Annotated in this window: 12 protein-coding genes; 6 read left to right on the top strand and 6 right to left on the bottom strand. The window is 69.5% G+C overall.

Annotated features, from left to right (window positions below; translation table 11 throughout):
* Positions 1-90 precede the first annotated feature (90 nt).
* From ACLQ2V_RS24570 to ACLQ2V_RS24580, 3 genes are read left to right on the top strand one after another with little or no spacing between them, the layout of a single operon-like run.
* Entirely contained in the window at positions 91-312 is a 222-nt protein-coding gene (locus ACLQ2V_RS24570) for a hypothetical protein (RefSeq protein WP_425720933.1), read from the top strand.
* 7 nt (positions 313-319) lie between these two features.
* Positions 320-877, top strand: a complete 558-nt coding sequence (locus ACLQ2V_RS24575; protein WP_425720934.1) for a DUF6879 family protein — start codon at positions 320-322, stop codon at positions 875-877.
* 34 nt (positions 878-911) lie between these two features.
* Positions 912-3,056 carry an ATP-binding protein gene (locus ACLQ2V_RS24580; RefSeq protein WP_425720935.1) on the top strand — a complete coding sequence of 715 codons (2,145 nt, stop codon included), beginning with the start codon at positions 912-914 and terminating at the stop codon, positions 3,054-3,056.
* 1,030 nt (positions 3,057-4,086) lie between these two features.
* On the opposite strand, the gene ACLQ2V_RS24585 is transcribed toward ACLQ2V_RS24580, so the two are convergent.
* The 3 genes from ACLQ2V_RS24585 to ACLQ2V_RS24595 all read right to left on the bottom strand — a co-directional run bounded on the left by ACLQ2V_RS24585 (position 4,087) and on the right by ACLQ2V_RS24595 (position 6,042).
* Entirely contained in the window at positions 4,087-4,416 is a 330-nt protein-coding gene (locus ACLQ2V_RS24585; RefSeq protein ID WP_425720936.1) for a hypothetical protein, read from the bottom strand.
* A 395-nt stretch (positions 4,417-4,811) separates the two neighbouring features.
* Positions 4,812-5,363 carry a YciI family protein gene (locus ACLQ2V_RS24590; RefSeq protein ID WP_425720937.1) on the bottom strand — a complete coding sequence of 184 codons (552 nt, stop codon included), beginning with the start codon at positions 5,361-5,363 and terminating at the stop codon, positions 4,812-4,814.
* A gap of 91 nt (positions 5,364-5,454) precedes the next feature.
* Positions 5,455-6,042 carry a hypothetical protein gene (locus ACLQ2V_RS24595; protein ID WP_425720938.1) on the bottom strand — a complete coding sequence of 196 codons (588 nt, stop codon included), beginning with the start codon at positions 6,040-6,042 and terminating at the stop codon, positions 5,455-5,457.
* Positions 6,043-6,407: 365 nt separating this feature from the next.
* On the opposite strand from ACLQ2V_RS24595, the gene ACLQ2V_RS24600 reads away from it, so the two are divergent.
* The 3 genes from ACLQ2V_RS24600 (at position 6,408) to ACLQ2V_RS24610 (ending at position 8,576) form a co-directional block, all read left to right on the top strand.
* Positions 6,408-6,758: a hypothetical protein gene (locus ACLQ2V_RS24600; protein WP_425720939.1), complete on the top strand. Its 351-nt coding sequence runs from the start codon at positions 6,408-6,410 to the stop codon at positions 6,756-6,758.
* Positions 6,759-7,221: 463 nt separating this feature from the next.
* On the top strand, positions 7,222-7,695 hold the full coding sequence (locus ACLQ2V_RS24605) for a Scr1 family TA system antitoxin-like transcriptional regulator (RefSeq protein ID WP_425721035.1): 474 nt from the start codon (positions 7,222-7,224) through the stop codon (positions 7,693-7,695).
* Between the two features lie 467 nt (positions 7,696-8,162).
* Positions 8,163-8,576 (top strand): RICIN domain-containing protein, encoded by a 414-nt coding sequence (locus ACLQ2V_RS24610; RefSeq protein ID WP_425720940.1) that lies wholly within the window; start codon positions 8,163-8,165, stop codon positions 8,574-8,576.
* 191 nt (positions 8,577-8,767) lie between these two features.
* Here the strand turns inward: ACLQ2V_RS24610 and ACLQ2V_RS24615 are convergent, their stop codons facing one another.
* Genes ACLQ2V_RS24615 through ACLQ2V_RS24625 form a run of 3 tightly spaced genes read right to left on the bottom strand, consistent with a single transcriptional unit; the run spans position 8,768 to position 18,355 of the window.
* A complete protein-coding gene (locus tag ACLQ2V_RS24615; protein WP_425720941.1) occupies positions 8,768-9,664 on the bottom strand; it encodes a serine/threonine-protein kinase in 897 nt (298 codons plus the stop codon).
* A 52-nt stretch (positions 9,665-9,716) separates the two neighbouring features.
* On the bottom strand, positions 9,717-11,933 hold the full coding sequence (locus ACLQ2V_RS24620; protein ID WP_425720942.1) for a UvrD-helicase domain-containing protein: 2,217 nt from the start codon (positions 11,931-11,933) through the stop codon (positions 9,717-9,719).
* Complete coding sequence (locus ACLQ2V_RS24625) at positions 11,930-18,355, bottom strand: DEAD/DEAH box helicase (protein ID WP_425720943.1); 6,426 nt, start codon at positions 18,353-18,355, stop codon at positions 11,930-11,932. The genes ACLQ2V_RS24620 and ACLQ2V_RS24625 overlap by 4 nt, the downstream gene beginning before the upstream one ends.
* Positions 18,356-18,502 lie beyond the last annotated feature (147 nt).

Below are 18,502 nucleotides of genomic sequence, written 5' to 3' on the forward strand. Positions count from 1 at the left end.
ACGAAGCCTTCCTCACCCTCGCCTGCGCCATCATCTGCTGGCGCCGACTCCAACACTCAAAGAGTTAGGAGTTGTTAAAGGGAGGCCGCGGTGAAGCTGACAAAGCTCTACAAGGACCCTGGATCGGGTGGCAACGGCTGCCCGACGGTCTACCTCGCGGAGAGCGGAGAGCTGGTCGTCCAGGGAGACCTGGTTGACGCAGACACCCTCGGCGAGTTGGAGAACGTCCTTCCTGGTGAAAGTGCGGTCAGGATCTCCGCCGAGGTGGTGCTCGGCGCGATCGAGCGCTACCGCGAGTCCGGACAGCGGTGACCGAGGTTTGACCCGATCCTTCACGTCCCTCGATGACGACGAGTTCAACCGGCTGTTTCGCGACTTTCGCTACACGGCCTACCGGCTTGAGACGCTGCAGCGATACGACGTGTCGTACGAGCAGGATGAGTTTGCTCGGTTCCTGGCCGGCGAGACTCGCGGAGAGTTTCCCGGGATCGCAACCTGGTGCGACACCGTGCGGGCAGCGGTCGAGGCCGGCAAGCGTATGCACCGGGTCCATGTCGTCACCGAGCCGTTGTCGGACTACGTCCGCTTCGAATGCGGCTGGGCCTACGAACACACGGTCGAGGCGGGCGAGGACGTTCGCCTCATCGTGGTCGTCGCCGACGACTGGCCGGCCGCGTTGCCGCACTACGACTACTGGCTGTTCGACTCCTCCCATCTCGTAGCGATGTACTACGACGAGGAGGGGCGGTTCCTCTCCGGCGAGTTGATCAGCGAGCCCGCGAAGATCGTGGAGGCCAATCTCTGGCGTGATGCCGCCGTTTCCACCTCAATTCCCTACCGGACGTTCGCAGGCCAATCCCGGCCCGGATCCCCGTAGAGCTGCAAACCGGTCATCGGGGAGGAGAGGCACCGTGCACACGGCACGCAATGAGTCGTCAGGCGATGCTGAGGCTGTCATCCAGGCCGGCACGGTACACGGCGGCATCAACCTGTTCGGGCGTACGGGACCAGCTCCGCCGCCACCTCGCCAACTGCCTCTCGACACGACCCTCTTCGTCAACCGCGAGCAAACCCTCACCCGGCTGGACGCAGCACTGCCCGCCGACGGCGCGACGGTCGCTGCTGGCGGGTTGTCGATGACCGTCGCGGCCATCGCGGGTGCCCCCGGCATCGGCAAGACAGCCTTGGCCGTGCACTGGGCGCACCGAGTTAGGCAGTGGTTCGCCGACGGCGATCTCTACGTCGACATGCGTGGCTACGGGCCGGGACCGGCCTTAGAGGTCGGACAAGCACTGGACACCTTCCTCCGCGCCCTTCACGTGCCGGCCGAACAGATCCCTACAGACACCGAGGGACGCGCCGCCCTCTATCGGTCAGTCCTGAACGGCAAACGTGTCCTGATCGTGGTGGACAACGTGTCCACCGTAGGCCAAGTCAGGTCGCTACTGCCCGCCACGCCAACCTGCATGGCGATCATTACCAGCCGCAACCGGCTCTCCGGCCTAGTCGCGCGAGAAGGGGCTTCACGGATGACTCTGGATGTCTTGTCCCCCAAAGAAGCGATCGCGCTGCTCAGTGACAGCATCGGCGGGGACCGCGTCAGCGCCGAGCCGCACGCCACCGCCGAACTGGCTCGCCGCTGCGCTTACCTCCCGCTTGCCTTGCGGATCATCGGCGAACGCATCGCCAATACTCCCCACGCCACCCTCGCAGATTTCGTAGCCGACCTCGCGCTGGTCGACCATCAGCTTGACGCCCTGATGGTCGATGATGACGAACTCTCCGATGTGCGGGCGGTCTTCTCCTGGTCCTACCAGGCGTTGCCCGACGAAACAGCGCGGTTCTTCCGCCTCCTGGGGCTACACGCCGGCGCCGACATATCCTCCGCCGCAGCGGCATCCATCACCGGTGTAAGCCTTCCCCGCGCCCGCGCCCTCCTCGACCAGCTCTGCGCGGCGCACCTCGTGCAGAACCCTGCCCGTGACCGATACCTGTTCCATGACCTCTTGCGTGCCTACGCCCTCGAACGCGTGCAGGTCGAAGAGACGGTCGAAGAACAACGCCTTGCGCGACGCCGTGCCTACAGTTGGTACCTATGGATGGCGGAGGAAGGCCGCAGGGTCATCCTCCCCTACTCCCATGCCATCGCCCTCCCTCCAGCCGATCCCGAAATCCCGATCGCTCCTCCCGGCTCCGTAGCCGGGGCGATGACGTGGTTCGAGCAGGAACGGCTCAACCTTCTCGACTCAATCCGACAAGCAGACGAGCTTGGTGACCACGACATCGCCTGGCAACTACCCGTCGTCAGCGACGGATTCTTTGAACTGAAGTCGTACTGGGCGGACTGGCGCGACGTCCACCTCACCGGCCTGCGCGCCGCGCGCTCTGCCGCTTCACGGCTCGGCGAGGCCGCCAACCTCCGCTGTCTCGGCGACGCCTACTGGCGATTGGAGGAGCGCGAGACCGCTCTCGACTGCTACCGCCAAGGTGTCGATGCGAGTCGTGACGTCGGTGACCATTGGGTCGAGGGCTTCTGCCTCCGCGGCCAAGGGCTCATCCACGAGGAACTGGGACAGCTCGCAGAAGCCCTCAACCTCTACGGACAGGCCCGAGAGGTGTTCCGCCACCACGGCATCACCCGAGGCGAGGGCATGTCCCTACTCAGCCTCGGCAACTGCCACCGCACACGCGGCCACCTCAGCACCGCCATCGCCCACTATCGAGAAGCGGTTACCATCCTCGACGGCATCAACGACCGATGGAGCGTCGCCTGGGTCTCTTACCCCCTCGGCCTGGCCTACCAGCAGACCGGCCAGCTCGAGGAGGCCCTGAAGCAGCACCAGATGGCCCTGGAAATTTTCCGCAAATTTGATGACCGGCGTTGCGAAGGGCTCACCCTCGCTGCCCTCGGCGACACCTTCCGGACCACCGGTCGCCACGACGACGCAGTGCGCTGCTGGCAGCAAGCACTTCAAATTCTCGATCCACTCGGAGACCCCCGTGCGGACTCCATCCGCCGCCTCATCAAGCGAGTCGACGGCGCCGAGGAGGCATAGTCGGCAAAAACCATCCGCCAGGAAGCGCAGGCTCTGCGGCCAAACTGCTCGGCACCAGCACCATTCGTCGTCCAAATGGGTCGATCGGCTCCTACCAAGACAACCTGACTGCGGCCTAAGGTCGGGGGTGTCTCGCATGGTGCGGGCACTCCTACCGGGGGTGACCGCTCAACCGGCCCGGGCCCGACAGCAGCGGAGGGCAGCGTGGTACTCAGGCACACCATCAACGACTGGTACGCCAATGCGGAAGCCCGAGACCCGCACGATTCCCGGCACGATTGGGAAAACGACGACCAGCAGGACCGTACCCCCGATTCCTGGCTCGACCGGCTCCAGTATGTGCAAGGCGCCACCGACGTCCCCTCTGCGCGGAGATCCGCCGGAAGTTCGAGGCTTCGAGGCCTACCGAGGCAGCGGGATCTGGCGGAAGCCGCCCGGGCGCTCCGGGCACAAATGCCCGGCATCAAGGACAAGACGATCGCCCGGCATCTTCAACGGCAGGGCTGGTCAGAGGCTTCCGCAGAACGGGTACGCGAGGCGCTGAGCGCTCATCCCGCGAAGCGCGGGAAATCGGTGCCGGCAGGACCTACGTCACCGCCACCCACCGACCCGAGGCACAAGAAGCAGCAGCCCCACGGCACCATCACTGTCATCTATCCGCCTACGGCGAGCCGGCAACCAGCAGGCGCCGGAAAGGCTGCCCGCGACAAAACGTCCCTGGCTGAGGTTGCCCGCGCCGTCCGCGCGGCGAATCCAACGCTCGGCATCAAAAAGCTAACCAAGAAGGTACAAGACCGCGGGTTTCCGAAGGCAACAACCCAGCAGATACAAGCCGCGCTCCAACAGCCAGGAGCCACTTCACCGAGGCTCGCTTCACCGAGGCAGAAGTTCCTCCCTGCTCGACCGGCGCGGCACCCTGATGCCTGCTTCGCGTGCGGGGTGGTTCCGTCGCTGTTGGGCACGTGCCGCTGCTCTTGAGCGCCGCGACGGCGCGTGGTTGCCCTTGACGAATCGCGCCGCAGGACGCGGGTCAGTCCTCGGGATCGTCCGGGTCCGCAGCCGGCGGGAGTTTCGCCCGGTCTGGCCTCACCGGCGCGGGGGTGGGCAGGGCCCCGAGACCGGCCTTGTCGAGCGCCGTGTGCAGGTTCCCGACCAGTTCCTTGAGCACATCCTTTCGGGCCTGGCTGTAGGCGAGCTGGGCGGCAGCCCCGGCGGCGGCACCCGCTCGCTCGTAGCCGCCCCAGACCTCCAACCACTCGTACGTTCCGTTCGAGCGACGCATCCGGGCGACCCAGTAGATCGAACCCTGCTTGCGCACGGTCCAGTAACTGCCGTCAGCCGTGTAGTTGCGATATGCCACGCTAACGAATCTATCGAGCCTTGCCAGCGGGCACACCATCCGGTCGTCCACTTTAGACCTAGGTACGTCGATGACTGAGCTGGCCGACAGGCGGACGGCCGGCGTCGCCTTCCAGCGCTCGCCGATCACACCGCCCCACCCAGGCCACCGCCGCCCCCAACGAACAATACGGTCAATCACTGCAAGTCGCCCTGCCCCCGCTACTCGCTACCTTCCTGCGCGGAGCCGCGCCCTCTGTGGGTGCAGATTTTGTCGCCAGGGCGGCAAAAAGTGCACCCACAGACCGACACAAGCTGTTCTGCGCGATCCCACGACCCCCTGAGGGGACGCACAGGGGCAGGGCAGCAGCGCAGGCCGCCACGCTCCGCGCTGACCGTTCCGCGGGCGCCCGCCGGTCAGGACGGCCGGCCGCCGAACGCCCAGTTGTGCACCTCGACGTCTGCGTACCGATCCGGGGTCAGCACGGCAGCCGCCTCGCCCGGATCCGAGGCCCGCACCAGCGCCGCCGTGCCCAGCCAGGTCGCGCCGTCGTCGGAGAGCAGCGGGCCGTACGCGATCAGCTCGTCCCGGTCGCGCGGCGGGGAGATGTCGGCGGCGTCTCCAGCGCCGAGGCCCAGAACCAGATAGCGGTTACCACCCGTCCTGCCAGCGGGAAAGTCCCACATGGTGCGCCCCAGCATGTTGCGCCAGCGGCGCAGCAGCACATCCCGGTACACACCGGCCTGGTAGTTGGGCTCGTCGAAGGCGAAGGCCCGCGCGGCGGCAACATCGGGCAGGTCCAAGATGTGCACGCTGCCCGTGGGCGTGGCACCGTCGGCCGCGAAGGTCGGACCGCGCGCGATCATCTGAGCCGCGTACCGGTCCATGTACGACCAGTGCTCCGACAGCAACTCGTTGCGCAGCGCTGCGGAGCCAGGCCTGTCGCGGTGGTAGCAGAACATGTCCATGCTCAGATCCTGCCCGCCGCCCGCTGCCACGACGACATGGGTCGCGCCGGCGGTCCGGGCCTCCCGCAGGAAACGGTCGACAGCCGGGTCGCTAGGGCTTGCCGCCGTACAAGCTCGCCGCACCGACACGGAGACCAGGAAGACCAGGGTGAGCAGGAGGGCGAGGCGCTTCCCCCCCCTCGATCGTGGCGACGTCTTGGCCGGGGGTCAACTCCGTGAAGTTGCCCGACTCGTGCACGTTCGCCTTGCCGCTCATCCGAATCGCGGTCCGGGCTACGACCGTCACCTGCTCGTCGCGGGCAATCCAGAGGCGAAAAGGACGAATTTCGGACGGTGACAACCGCCTGCTCTCGGGCAGGGGATCCAACCCCGCATGGGTCGATTCGACGCGGTCCGAGTCGTCCGGGCGGTCGAGCTGGTCCAGTTGGTTGAGCAGCGTGTCGATCTCCTTGACGGCCGTGGACCTGCGGCCGTGCACGTGCCCCACATCGTCGAGCAGCCGCCGCAACTCCCGCCGGGCCTCGGTCACCTCGCCCACCTTGGCGGCGAGCATGGCGATGTGCGGCCGCAGGGCAAACAGCTCGGGCACCGCCGCCGGCAGCGCCCGCTGTTCCTCGGCCAGCACCGAGCGCAGCTCGGCCAGGGCCGCCGTACCCTCGCCCAGCTCGACCTGGCACACCGCCGCCTGCTGGCGAAAGTGCCAGATCAGTTCCTGGTCGGGCCTCGACAGCTGGTCGAATTGTCGGCGTAAATCCGCTGTTCCTCGCTTCGCGCGGTTCCGTCATTCGACCCAATGATCGACACGCTCCGCCCCTCGGGTGGCATATTTTTTTTGACCGGCGTCTCGGTGCCGAAGCAACGCCTTTATTTTGATCATCACCAATGGATTGACCTGCGTCTACAGCGGCATTCGGAGCCTTCCGCGCCGGTCCTGGGAAGCGCGCGTAGCGGAGGCGACGGACCGATAGCCACGTTGCCCGCACTGCGTCGACGGCCGACAGCGTCTACGCTTCAACTATCGCCAATCCTCAAGGAGGAGTATCGATGTTGGGAAGAAGATTCCGCGCCAGCTTGGCCGTGGTGCCGATCGCTGTCGCGACCACGGTGTTCGCTGTGGGCTCGCCGGCCAGCGCCGCCTGCAAAACCGACTGGTCCAACAAGGGTGCCGGAGGTAGAGGGCAATACACAGAAGAGGCCGCGCCGCTTCGTTCGGGCCCCGCCGAGGGCTGTTCTTCGGACAAGACGCTGCCCGCTTCGACGGCACTCATCTACCACTGCTTCGTCACCAACACGGCCGGCAACTCGTGGACGCACGTCAAGGTGCAGGGCCAGAACCTCTCGGGTTGGATCTGGGACAACCACCTGAAGGACAATGGCAGTCCGTACAAGTGCTAGGCCGCGTGTCGAAGCCGATATCAGGGTGTGAGCTGCCGACCTGAGATCGTTCGCGTCTCGGTTGGCGAGTGGTGACGAGGTCTCCGGTGAATGGTTCAGCGACCACGCAGAACCGCACACCGGAGACCTCGTTACGTGCTGACCTTCGGGAAACGGCGGCCGTCGCACGCAGCGACCCGTGGACGGCGTAACCCATCGAGGCGGCTGCGTCAGCCACCGCTGCCAGGCGGCCCCATGCCACACACCCGCGTACGACACGGGCCGGGATCTTCGCTACGCGGCGGCCCGGTGTACGTCGGGAATACGACCACGCGTGGGAATTGCACGGCGCTGCCCCTGTCGGGCGTGTCTTGTAATGCAACACCGAGAGAAGCGGCGAGCGGGTCCGACGACATGGGATCGACAGTGCCACGACGGCAGCTGGTGGCACTCCTACATCGACGCCATCCCCGACTGGTTCGAGATGTACGTCGGTTTGGAGGCCACCGCCTCCCGGCTGCGCGGCTACGACGAGTCGCTGATCCCGGGGCTGCTGCAGACGGAGGCATACGCCCGGGGCGTCCTCCAGCATCGAGACGATGTGAGCGAGGAGGAGTTGGAGCAGTTCATCAGCACGCCCTCACCTTTGCCCCGCCGCCTTGGCCAGCTTCGTCCGGGTCACCAAGACCCCACGCTGACGGCACACCCGCGCGCCGAAGGGCCTCCTGCGGGCAGGAGGCCCTTCGGCGCGTCGAACCCAGTGCGCCCCTGGCCGCACCGCTTCGCGAGCCGCAGATCCGAAAGACGCCGGCTTGACGTGCACCAAGGCCCCGGAAAGGCACCTGCGCTCGGCGTCGGATCGCGGTCGCTCGCGCTACCGGCGTCGAGGTGGCACCCGGGATTGCCCTTACCTCGACTCCGTGGCACGGCAACCGAGCAAAACTACGACGCGCCATGACGAAACCGACTTCGCTTGCCAAAAACGAGCAGATTTATCGCATCGAGGCGAACGCCCTGCCACCGCACTGCGCTCGCAGGCCCGCGCTGGGGAGCAGATTCGGCACCCGCAGTGTGATCGGCGCGGAGACCTTCAGGCAGCATCTCCGCCGACCGCGTCGTCCCGGTACGAGCACCCACCCAGGATGAATAGATCGACTAATTGCAAATCTTTACTCCCACCCGGATACTTGCTTCAGGGAATTCACTCCTACGAATGGATCACGGATGGTTCACCATCGCCTCAACCGTCGTGCCCTGCTGGCAGGATCCGCAGCGGCCCTCCTCGCGCTGGGCCTACTGGTCTCGCCTCCCGCCCAAGCAACGACCCAGTCAGGGAACGCCGCCTCGGACCTGCGGGTGTCATCGCTCACGGACTCGGCAACATCATCAGAGACCGTCCGGTCGAGTGACAACCCATCAGTCCAAATGACCGCACCGCCCGGCTCGACGAACAAGTTCGTGAACAACCAGTCCCCCCAGTGTCTCACAATTTACAACGCGCAGACTTCCCCGAGTTCGCCTATTGTCGACTGGCCCTGCGCACTCGGTGGAGACGAACAGTCCTGGCAGAGCAACGAGGGGACTCTCCAGAGCGTACTCAACCCCAAAATGTGCCTCGACGTCTTCGGAGGGCAGGCGCTGGCCGGGGCCAGCGCAACCATCGCTCCCTGCAGCAACGCCGACACCCAGCAATGGAAATTCGACGGCAAGTATCTGACCCTGCAATCAGTCACCAACTTGTGCCTCGGTGTCGCCAGCCCTGCGCCGGTCCAGGGAGGGCTCATCGTCATCGACACCTGCGCCGGTGCACCCGGACAGATCTGGAGTTATCTGAAGTGATCTGCCGTCCCGGAGGCTGCCGCCGGGCAGGCAACTGGAATGATCGGATCTCGTCCACCGGCACCGCCGATGTGGTCCGGGCCGCGAAGCCCGCGCACTGAGGCGCACCCCGAACGCGTGGCGCACCCGGCAGGTCTGCCGGGTGCGCCACCCGCGCAGCGGTCACGAACGGGATGAGTTCCCGCGCCACGTCATCCCGAGAAGCGGTGGCACCCCGGACACCGACACGGCGGCTGCCCGACGACCGCCCCCCTCGGAAGGAACGGCCGAAGCAGCCTCTCGACATCGGTAGCCGACGCAGGCCGATCGGCGGGATTCTTGGCGAGCAGGCAGAACACCAGGTGCGCCAGATCCTCGGGCACGTCCGGTCGATGATCCGAGAGGATGGGGATGGGCGCGTACCGGTGCTGCCGCAGCATGCCGACAGCGCTCGTCGCCTCGTACGGCGGACGGCCGGCAAGCATCTCGAACAGGATGCACCCGAGGGCGTAGAGGTCGGCGCCAGGGCCGACGGGACCGCCCGCGGCCTGCTCGGGCGCGATGTAGGCGGGCGTACCGAGCGTGCTTCCGGTCGCGGTCAGGCGGGACGCCTCGGCCGGGCCCAGCAGGGCGGCAATGCCGAAGTCGAGGACCTTCACCGTCCGACCCTCGGTGAGCATCAGGTTCTGCGGTTTGAGATCGCGGTGCACCAGGGACGCGGCGTGGGCGGTGGCCAGCACCGCACAGACCTGCACAGCGATCGAGGCAGCCTCTCCGACGTCGAGTATCTCCTGCTCGGCGATGCGGTCGGCGAGGGTGAGCCCTCGGACGAACTGCATCACGATGTAGAGGTCGTCACCGTATTCACCTAGGTCGTGCACTGCCGGCACGCCCGGGTGGTCGAGCCGGGCGACCACGCGCGCTTCCCGCTGGAAACGCCGGACCGCGACGTCCCGCTCATCCTCCGGGACCTCGGCCTGGCGGAGAAACTTGATCGCCACCTGGCGTTCGAGTCGCACGTCGTGGCCGGCCCAGACCTGTCCCATCCCGCCGCGTCCGATCGGATACGTCAATTCGTACCGGTCGCTGACGTGGTCTCCCGCCTGCACCTTGGGCCTCCCCTGGTCGCGCGCCGGCCCCGAACGCCCAGGGGGCCAGCACTCACGTTAGCTGCCGCTGGACGAGGCGGCCGGTGAGGAAAGGGCTGGGCATGCCGTGCCAGGACACCGCCAGCTCGTCGCGGGGACGGGTCGCGGCGACGAAGAGCAGCGACCTGTCCCGCTGGCGCTCGCGCTGGTAGCGCTTGGGATCGGTGTCCCGGTACCGGGCGATGAACTGCCGTGGCACCAGCCCGTCGCTCACCGCGGCGATGATCATTCGTTGGTACTCCAGGCCCTTGAAGCGGTGCATGGTGCCGACGTGGACGCCGTCGGGCCGTCTCGGGCCGTCCGGGCCGATCTCCACGGCCGGCAGCCCGGCGGCGGCGAGGTGGGCCATCACGTCCGCCGCGAGCTCATTGGTGGGTACGCAGACGGCCACCGAGCCATCGGTGGGATCGCCCCAGTCGCGCAGCCGCTCGGTGATCAGGTCGCGCTCCTGGGCCCACGTCGGCACCCCCCGGAACACCGGCCGGCCGCCGCGCAGCAGGGACCGGTAGCCGGCCAGGTCCTCCGCACCGCCGTCGAGGTCGTCGTACAGCTCGCCGGTCATGATCTCCAAGGCGGCGGCCAGGATTTCGCGCGTGGTGCGGTAGCTCAGCGTGAGCCGCGACGACCGCCCGCGGATGTTGATGCCGAGGCTGCCCAGCGTGACGTGGTTGTCGTAGATGCGCTGGTGGGTGTCGCCGGCGAGGAACATGTCGTCGGGGCCGGGTGCGACCATGGCTCGCAGCATCTTCCAGTGGGCGGCGCTGAGGTCCTGCGCCTCGTCGACGACGACGTGCCGGTAGCGGGGCCGGTGGAAACCGCCCGACGACTCGTCCGCGGCGGCGCCGTGTCCGGCGGTGCGGTCGATCTCCAGGCGGGCGGCGCGCTGGGCGACCTGCCGCCAGGTCCACATGCCCTGCCCCTCCAACCAGGTGGTGAACCGCTCGGTCAGCTGCCACACCTGGTCCCGTTCCAGCCGGGTCAGGTTGCGACCGCGGTTGGGGCGACGGGCCCGGAAGTAGTCCGTCCGGGAGCTGAGCACCTGTCCCAGGATCACCTGGGTCCACTCGGCGGCCAGGAACTCGGCGTCCCAGCCGGTCTCCCCGGTCTCGACGAGGAAGTCGGCCCACAGGTCGGGGACGCGATTGTCCTCTATCGTCCGCCGGCTGCCGCCCGCCTTCGCCTCGGTCACCACCCGGCTGGCCAGTCGGTCGATGTTGACGATGTCGACCCGCGACACCAACTCCTGCCCGCCGAGGGCCAGCAGCCGGGTCTTCAGGTCGGCGGCGAGGTTCCGGTTGAAGGTGGTCAGCAGGACGGGCTTGTCCGTCCCGGCGGGCAGCCGGCGCACGAGGTGCGCGACCCGGTGCAGGGCGACGATCGTCTTGCCCGTGCCCGGCCCACCGCCGACCCGGGCCGGCCCCTTGTACGACCGATCGACCAGCTTGCGCTGGGTCGGGTGGAGAAAGATCTGCCATCGCTCGAACGTCTCGCCGAGCATCGCCTGCAACGCTTCGTCGTCGGAGGTGACCTGGGTGGCTGGTCGTTGCACCGCAGCCAGGAAGTCCTCCGGGTCGACCGCTTCCTCGGCCCGAACCGGGTCGGTGACCTGCCGGAGCACCACCTCGTAGGGGGTGCCGTCGAAGAGGGCGAAGAGCACGTCGGTGGTGAGCTGCGGGGCCCGGTCGAGCAGTTCCAGCAGTTCGGCCTCGGCGGTGAGGCCGCGGATCTGCGCCAGCAGCGGCTCGGCGACGCCGAGTTCCAGCAACTGCGCGTCGGTGTATGCGGCGAAGAGCGGCCGGCGGGTCGCGTGGTCCGTCGCCGGCCCATGCGCGGTGGCGGCCGGTTGCGGCTCGGCTGCCGGTGGGAGGACCCGGCCGACGATGCTGTCGCCCACCGGCGCCAGGTCGATCACCTCGATGCCGCCGCTCACCCGGTTGACACGGTACGCGTACCGGGTCAGGTCGTCGTACACCTCGCTGCGGTGCTTCACCGCGACGAGCAGGTAGTCGCGGTCGGCGATGTGCAGCAGCAGCGCCCGGTAGTCCTTGCTGACCCGGGCGGACATCAGCCGCGCGTCGCCGTTGAGCGACTTCAGGTGGAGCCCGGGGTTCTCCGGGTTGTGCCGGAACTTGTGCATGAACTCGTAGACCGCGCCGATGTCGGCGCGGTTGAGCTTCATGACCTCCTTGTCGGCGCGGTCCAGCATCCGCAGCAGCGCCCCAGTGCTCATCGACGTCCTCCCCCGCTCGTCGCCCTGATCTGTGCCGCCAACTCCTCGACCGACCACTGGCGCGCGGTGCGCGCCTGCCAGCCCGCGTCGACGTATGCCTGGTCGCGGTCCTCGGTCTCGGGGTCGTCGGGCGGGCCGGCGAGCACGATCGCAATTCGCTGTTCGGGCCAGGCCAGCTCGGCCTGCCAGCCCTGGTCACCGAGTTCGTAGCCGACGACCGGCATGGGGACGTCCTGCCGCGCAAGCTGCTGCACCAGCAGTTCCAGGGCGCTGTCCTCCCGGTCGACGTAGGGCAGGATCTCCCGCCAGGGCGACGAATCGTCGACCGGCTCCGGCTCGACGGGTGCCGGGCGGGAGTCGACGCGGAGCCAGGTCGCGGTCTCCTCGTCCAGGGGCAGCGCGCGCTGGGCCAGGCCCAGCCCGGTGCCCTCGGTCACCGCCATCGACGCCGGATCGAACTCGTCCAACGCCGAGGCGGCGAGCTGGCCGGCGTCGCCGCCGCCGTGCGGCAGGAACTGCAGGATGTTCCCCCACGCCAGCCAGGCGGCCCACCGCTTGCGGTGCCCCGCGCCGGCCAGGGCCGCCGGCAGGTCGTCGATGACGGTGAGCGCCGACCAGGTGGGCAACGGCTTGCCACGTCCGTCGACGACGGCGGTCACCGGGCAGTCGGCGGCGTCCCGCGCACGGGCGATCATGATGTGGCGGGCTCCGGGGGCGGGCAGCGCTCGCCCGTGCAGCGCCGCCAGCAGCCGTTGCGGCACCCCGTCGGAGTCGGTGGTCGTCTTCGCCTCGGCCTGGTTGAGCAGGCCGCCGAGGGTCGCCTCGGCCCGTCGCTGCCACCGGGTCGGGTCCGGATCGGCGAGAAAGCGCAGCAGCTGCTCGACGGGATTGGTCCAGACGGTGTCCTCGAGCTCGTTCGGGTCGGCGCCGGGCAGGCAGTCACGGTACCGCTTGCGGGCGGCCTGCTTGCCGAGCCCGGCGTACGGGGTCCACCGGCCCTCGGTGTCGCTGTCGCCCCAGGTCTTGACGTCGTCCCAGGTGGCGGCGAAGACCAGGTAGCCGTGGGCGCGCAGCCGGGCCCGCTTCTCCGCGTCGTCGGCGAGCCGGTTGTGCTCGGTGGAGGCGTGGTATTTGAAGCCGTCGAGGTAGAGCACCACCTGCGGCGACGCCCCGTCGAGGCGGGTGAAGTGCACGTCGGGGCGGGTGCCGCGGATGGTGTTCTGCAGGCGCATCTGCCAGTGGGTGACGCTCTGCCCGCCGTCGCGGACGAACCGCAGGTCGGCGACGCGCGCGCCGTCGTGGTCGGTGCGCCGGTCGATGCGCAGCCCGGAGCCCGGCGTCTCGCCGAGGGCGAGCAGCTTGGTGAGGAAGCGCATCTCCAGCTCGCTCTCCACCTGGTGGATCAGCGAGATCTCGTCGGTGCGGACGTCGCGTTGGACGTCCCAGTTGTCGAGGAGTCGGTCGAGCATGCCGAGCGCCTCGTCGCGGCTCATCAGCGCGAACTCCTCGTTGCGCGCGTAGCGCAGCAGGCAGCGGTGGCACACCGCCTTGGCCTCGTGGCGGCACTCGCAGTCGGCGATGCGCTGCCGGGCCAGCTCCAGCACGCGCCGGAACTCCTCCGGCTCGGCCAGCCGGTGCAGGTAGCCGGTGCCCTGCGGCTGGGTGTCGTGGACGACGACGAAGTTGCGGGTGCCGTCGCTGTGCCCGTCGGGCATGGTGGCCGACACGACCTGCAGGTGCGCCGGGTCACCTCCGTACTGGGCGGCGATGCCGAGGCGCACGGCTGCGGCGAACGACACGAGCCGCTCCGCCACGACGGCGGTGGCCACCGGCACCAGGATGCGCAACGCCTCGGTCTCCAGCTCGTGGGCCAGGATCAGCTCCACGTGCGTGTCCGCTCCGGCCGGCGAGCGGCGGTACGGGCACCAGGGCAGGTGGTGCTCGGCGCCCGCCACGACGGTCGCCCCGGAGGCCTGCGCGGCAAGCTGCTGACTGACGGCGGGGGCGCCGTCGATGGTGGTGCCGCCGCACGACGTGCAGGTGTGGAACCGGTTGATCCGCACCTCCTCACCGGCGAACAGCTCGGCGGCCCGGTCGTAGCGCTGGGCGCCGAGGTTGAACCGGCGGATCACGGCGTGCCGGCTGTAGTCGACGCCAAAGGTGTCGTGCGCGTGCCGCCACGAAGAGTGGACCCGGTCCGGGTCGATGTCGACGGCCGTGGCGGTGGCGTAGAAGCGGCGGTCCCGGTCGTCGCTGTCGTCGCGGATCCGCGCGTCGTCGCGCTTGTCGCGGCTGCGCACCCGGGTCGGCCGGAGCACCTGGAACAGCCGCCCGTGGTCGGCGATGCCCTGGTCCTTGCAGCGCGGGCAGGCGCTGGTGTCCTCCTTCGCGAGGTGGGTGCGGACGTAGCCGCACTGGGCGCAGACCCGCCACTGCTCGTACGCGGGGCGGTCGACGGGGCCCACGTCGAGACCGGAGATCTCGTGCCGGTAGCCCCGCACGTAGTAGCTGTTGCCGGGGGCGATCTCGGTCAGCGCCTGTCGGGCGGGGCGGGCGTACTCCCGCAGTTCGCTGTGGTATCGACGATCGCTGTCGGCCTTGTCCTCCCAGGTCAGGGTGGCTTCGAGGTCGGTGCGGGAGTCGATGAGGGCGTAGTTGGGCAGCAGTCCGAACTCGACCAGGGTGCCGTGCGCGGGTGCGCCGCCGACCTCGCGCAGCCGGCGGCGGACCGCGCCCGCCTCGGCCTTGAGCATCCTCATCTCGCGGGCGTGGTCCGGGTCGCTGGGCACCAGCGTGCCGAGGGCGGCGGTGATCTCCCGCAGCCGGCGACGCAGGTCGTCCAGCCGCGCCTCCCAGACCTCGGCGGCCTCCTTGACCCGGTGCACGACGCCGTCGCCCGCGAAGTCCCGCAGCCGGTCGGCGGCGACCTGCTCGACCTTGTCGCCGAAGAGCGCGAGGAAGCCGGTCACCAGCCGCGCCCCGTCCCGCCGGCCGGCCTCGGCGAGGCCGGTGAGCCAGCCGGTCGGGCCGAAGAGCACGTGCGCGCGCCGGGGCATCGGCAGCACCCCGGCCAGCCGGCCCCGGGCGGCCAGGTCGATCAGGTGGGCCAGGTACTGCCGGCGCAGGATCTCCACGGCGGAGAGGAAGCAGCCGGGCGGCACGATCTGCCCGGCGATCATGTCCCGGGGGTCGGTGAGGTAGTAGCGGTCCCGTTCGGTGCGCCCGACCAGGGTCAGCACCAACGCGTTGCCGCTGCGCCGCCCGGCGCGGCCGGCCCGCTGGACGTAGTTGGCCGGTCCGTGCGGGAGCGAGGCCAGCACCACCGCCGAGAGCTCCCCGATGTCGATGCCCATCTCCAGGGTGGGCGTGCAGGAGAGCACGTTCGGGTCGGTGTACCGGGTGCCGTCGCGGAACTCCTTCTCCACGGTCTCCCGCTGGCGGCGGGTGAGCATGCCGGTGTGCTCGCCGGTCACCACGCGGAAGACCGGGCTGTCCAGGTACAGCCGCCGGTAGTAGTCGTCGGGGGCGGTGTCGTCGGTCACGGCGCGCAGGCTGCCCCGGCAGCGGTACTGCCGGCACGGTTGGCCGACCCAGTCGGCCACCCGGTCGGGGTGCTCGGTCTGCTGCCAGTGGCAGGTGTCGCAGCCGACGCCGGCGGTCACGGCGGCCGCGTCGTCGAGCCGGGTGACCCGCAGGTGACCGGGCATCAGCCCGTACACCGTGTTGCCGTCCTCGGTGTCGGCGGTGGCGACGACGTCGGCGGCGGCCAGCGCGGGCAGCAGCCGGGTGAGGTAGCCGGCGGCGTCGGAAAGGTCGAGGCCGAGGCAGCGCGCCGTCCAGTCCTGGTACCAGTTCCCGCGCGCGGTGATCGCGTCGAACTCGGAGCGGGACTTCGTCGTCGCGAGCAGGAACGCGGGCGCGGAGAGGCCCCGGGGGAAGGCCGGCATCCCGGCCGGTCGGCCGCCCCAGACCTGCCACCGGGTCCCGCCCCGCCGCAGGTACGGCCGGAGCCATTCGTGGTAGACGGCGCCCCGGATCCGCAGCCGCTCCAGCAGGCCGCGCAGGAAGGCCAGGTAGCGGGCGTCGTCCGGCGGGTCGGCGTCGAGCCGGCCGGGGCCGGTCAGGTGCACGTCCCGGCAGACGGCGGCGGCGCGGGCGGGGTCGTCGAGGGCGACCTCCACGGCGACGCTGCGGGTGAGCTCCAGGGTGCGGCCCTGCCGGGAACGCAGCCCGGTCTCCATGACGGTGGCGAAGACGAGCCGCTCGCTGATCAGCTCCCAGGTGTCCCGGCTGCCGGTGTGCTCCTTTCCGAGCAGGGCGTCGACGTCGTGCCGGTCGTGCAGGTCGGGCGGCACGACGGTGGCGAGGACCTCCGGCCGTGCCGCCGCCTCGACCATCCTGGCGACGAGATCGTCCAGCCCGACCGGTTCGCCCGGCCGCAGCCTGGTGGCCAGCAGGGAGCGCAGCGAGAAGGCGTACGACCGGTTGGCGACGAAGCCGGCGCGGTGCGCGGCGTCCTGGACGGAGTCGTTGAACAGCAGCGTCTTGCGTTCCGCCTCGTCCAGCTCACCGCCGGTGAAGAGCTGGGTGATGGCCACCGAGGCGAGGGTGGCCAGGCCGGCGCCGAGGTACCGGATGCCGTGGTCGAGCTGGCACGACGGGCAGCGGTCCTTCTCCGCCGCGTCGACACCGACGATGTCGCCGAGCACGATGAGCTCGTCGTCGCCTAGCTCCCGGTCACGGTGGGTGTCGAAGGGGCGCACCCGGCGGCCGTACTCCAGCACGAGCAGGCCGGCGGGGCGCCGCCGCACCTCGTCGTCGGTCGCGGCGATCAGCGCGCGGACGCGGCGCTTGTCCCGGCCGACGCTGGCCCGGTAGATCTTGTCCGGGTCGGTCTCCAGCTCGTGCTGGTCCTTCTCGGGCGACAGCGCCATCCAGCCGGAGCGCCCACAGTGCCGGCAGTAGACGGCCGGCAGCCGGGGGTGGCGGTTGTCGGCGACCACCGCGTCGGCGTCGGGCGCGTACGGGTCGAGCTCGCGGGGGGCCTCGCCGTACCAGCCGAAGGCGGCCCGGCGGGAGGTGCCGCGCAGCAGCCGGGAGACCGCGCGCACCCAGAGGTGGGTCTCGATGTTGAGCAGCGGCTGGTGCGGCTTCTCCGGGTTGCGGGCCACGGCGAGCAGGCCGACGAAGCGCGCGAGTGCCTTGGCGGTGATCTCGGGCCGCGTCTTCATCGCGCTGCCCCAGCCGGTGGCGTTCTTGCGGGGCAGCACCTCGATGACCTCTTCGAGGGTGCAGGGCCGGGCCTGCAACGAGTCGAGGACCGCCTTGGTGAGCGGATGCTGCCGCAGCAGCTCGCCGAGGCGGACGGGGTCATCCGCGCAGGGCTCGCCGAGCATCAGCTCGGCGAGCTGGGCCATCATCGCGGGGTCGCGGTCGTCGACGGCCGCGAGTTCCTCCGGGCTGGGCAGCGGCAGGCCGAAGTCCTGGTGGCGCACGAACTCGCCGGGTTCGTAGCGGTCCTCCCCCACCAGCGACCCGGCGTCGAAGGCGACGCCGAAGACCTGCTCGGCGACCTCGCGGATCGCGGTGCGCCCGTCCCGGCCGCCGCCCTCACCGAGGGTGGCGGAGGTGGCCACCGGGCAGATCGGCCCGAGCGGGCGGCCCTCCCTGGGGAGGTCCAGCGTGGCGGCGAGGCGGCGCAGCAGCATCGCCACGTCGGTGCCCTGCGCCCCGTCGTAGGTGTGGAACTCGTCGAGCACCACGTACGCGGGCTTGGCGTCCTCCCACAGCGGCAGGTCCTCGGCGCGTTGCAGCAGCAGGTCCAGCATCTTGTAGTTGGTGATGAGGATGTCGGGCGGGGTGCGGCGCATCTCCGAGCGCTTGGTGAACACGTGCGGGTACTCGATCTCCGTCACGTCACCGATGTACAGACCGGCCGTGATGCCGTGCAGCGCCGGGTCGGCGAGCATCTTGTCGATGCGCTTGGTCTGGTCGGTGGCCAGGGCGTTCATCGGGTAGAGCAGGATCGCCTTGATGCCGGCCTGCCCCCGCTGCCGCTGCCGGCGGCAGTGGTCCAGCACCGGGATCAGGAACGACTCGGTCTTGCCGGAGCCGGTGCCGGTGGTGATCAGGGTCGGCTCGGCCGCCTTGTCCTTCGTCGACAGCCGGGCGAACGCCGCCGCCTGGTGCCGCCAGGGGACGAAGTCGGCGGGCGCCCAGTCCAGGCCCGCCCGCCAGTCGCCGTCGGCCAGCCGGAAGGGGGTACGGATCCGCAGGTACGGCCCGCGGAAGATGCCCTGCTCGGGGTGGGAGAGGAAACCCTCCAGGCCCTGGCGTACGCCGTCCTCGGTCAGGCCGAAGGTGGTGGTGAGGTACTGGGTGAGGGCCCGGCGCAGGGTATCGGCGGCGATGGTCGGCCTCATGAGCGAATCACCCGGGGCATGTTACGTCAGCATCCACTGTGGCAAGAGTGCTCCTCAGTGGATCACGAGTCGGATTCGTGACATCCGGCCGTCGCGCGACGGTCAGCCGAGGGCAGGCCGCCGGTGAGGAGTTCAGGCTCGACCCAC

This window comes from Micromonospora sp. DT233 (assembly GCF_049841815.1).
Taxonomy (GTDB): Bacteria; Actinomycetota; Actinomycetes; order Mycobacteriales; family Micromonosporaceae; genus Micromonospora.

Coding starts and splice junctions, on each gene's coding strand:
- ACLQ2V_RS24590 (WP_425720937.1), bottom strand. CDS start 5,363: ATGGACATGTTCTGCTACCACCGCGACAGGCCTGGCTCCGCAGCGCTG.
- ACLQ2V_RS24600 (WP_425720939.1), top strand. CDS start 6,408: ATGTTGGGAAGAAGATTCCGCGCCAGCTTGGCCGTGGTGCCGATCGCT.
- ACLQ2V_RS24605 (WP_425721035.1), top strand. CDS start 7,222: ATGTACGTCGGTTTGGAGGCCACCGCCTCCCGGCTGCGCGGCTACGAC.
- ACLQ2V_RS24610 (WP_425720940.1), top strand. CDS start 8,163: ATGACCGCACCGCCCGGCTCGACGAACAAGTTCGTGAACAACCAGTCC.
- ACLQ2V_RS24620 (WP_425720942.1), bottom strand. CDS start 11,933: ATGAGCACTGGGGCGCTGCTGCGGATGCTGGACCGCGCCGACAAGGAG.
- ACLQ2V_RS24625 (WP_425720943.1), bottom strand. CDS start 18,355: ATGAGGCCGACCATCGCCGCCGATACCCTGCGCCGGGCCCTCACCCAG.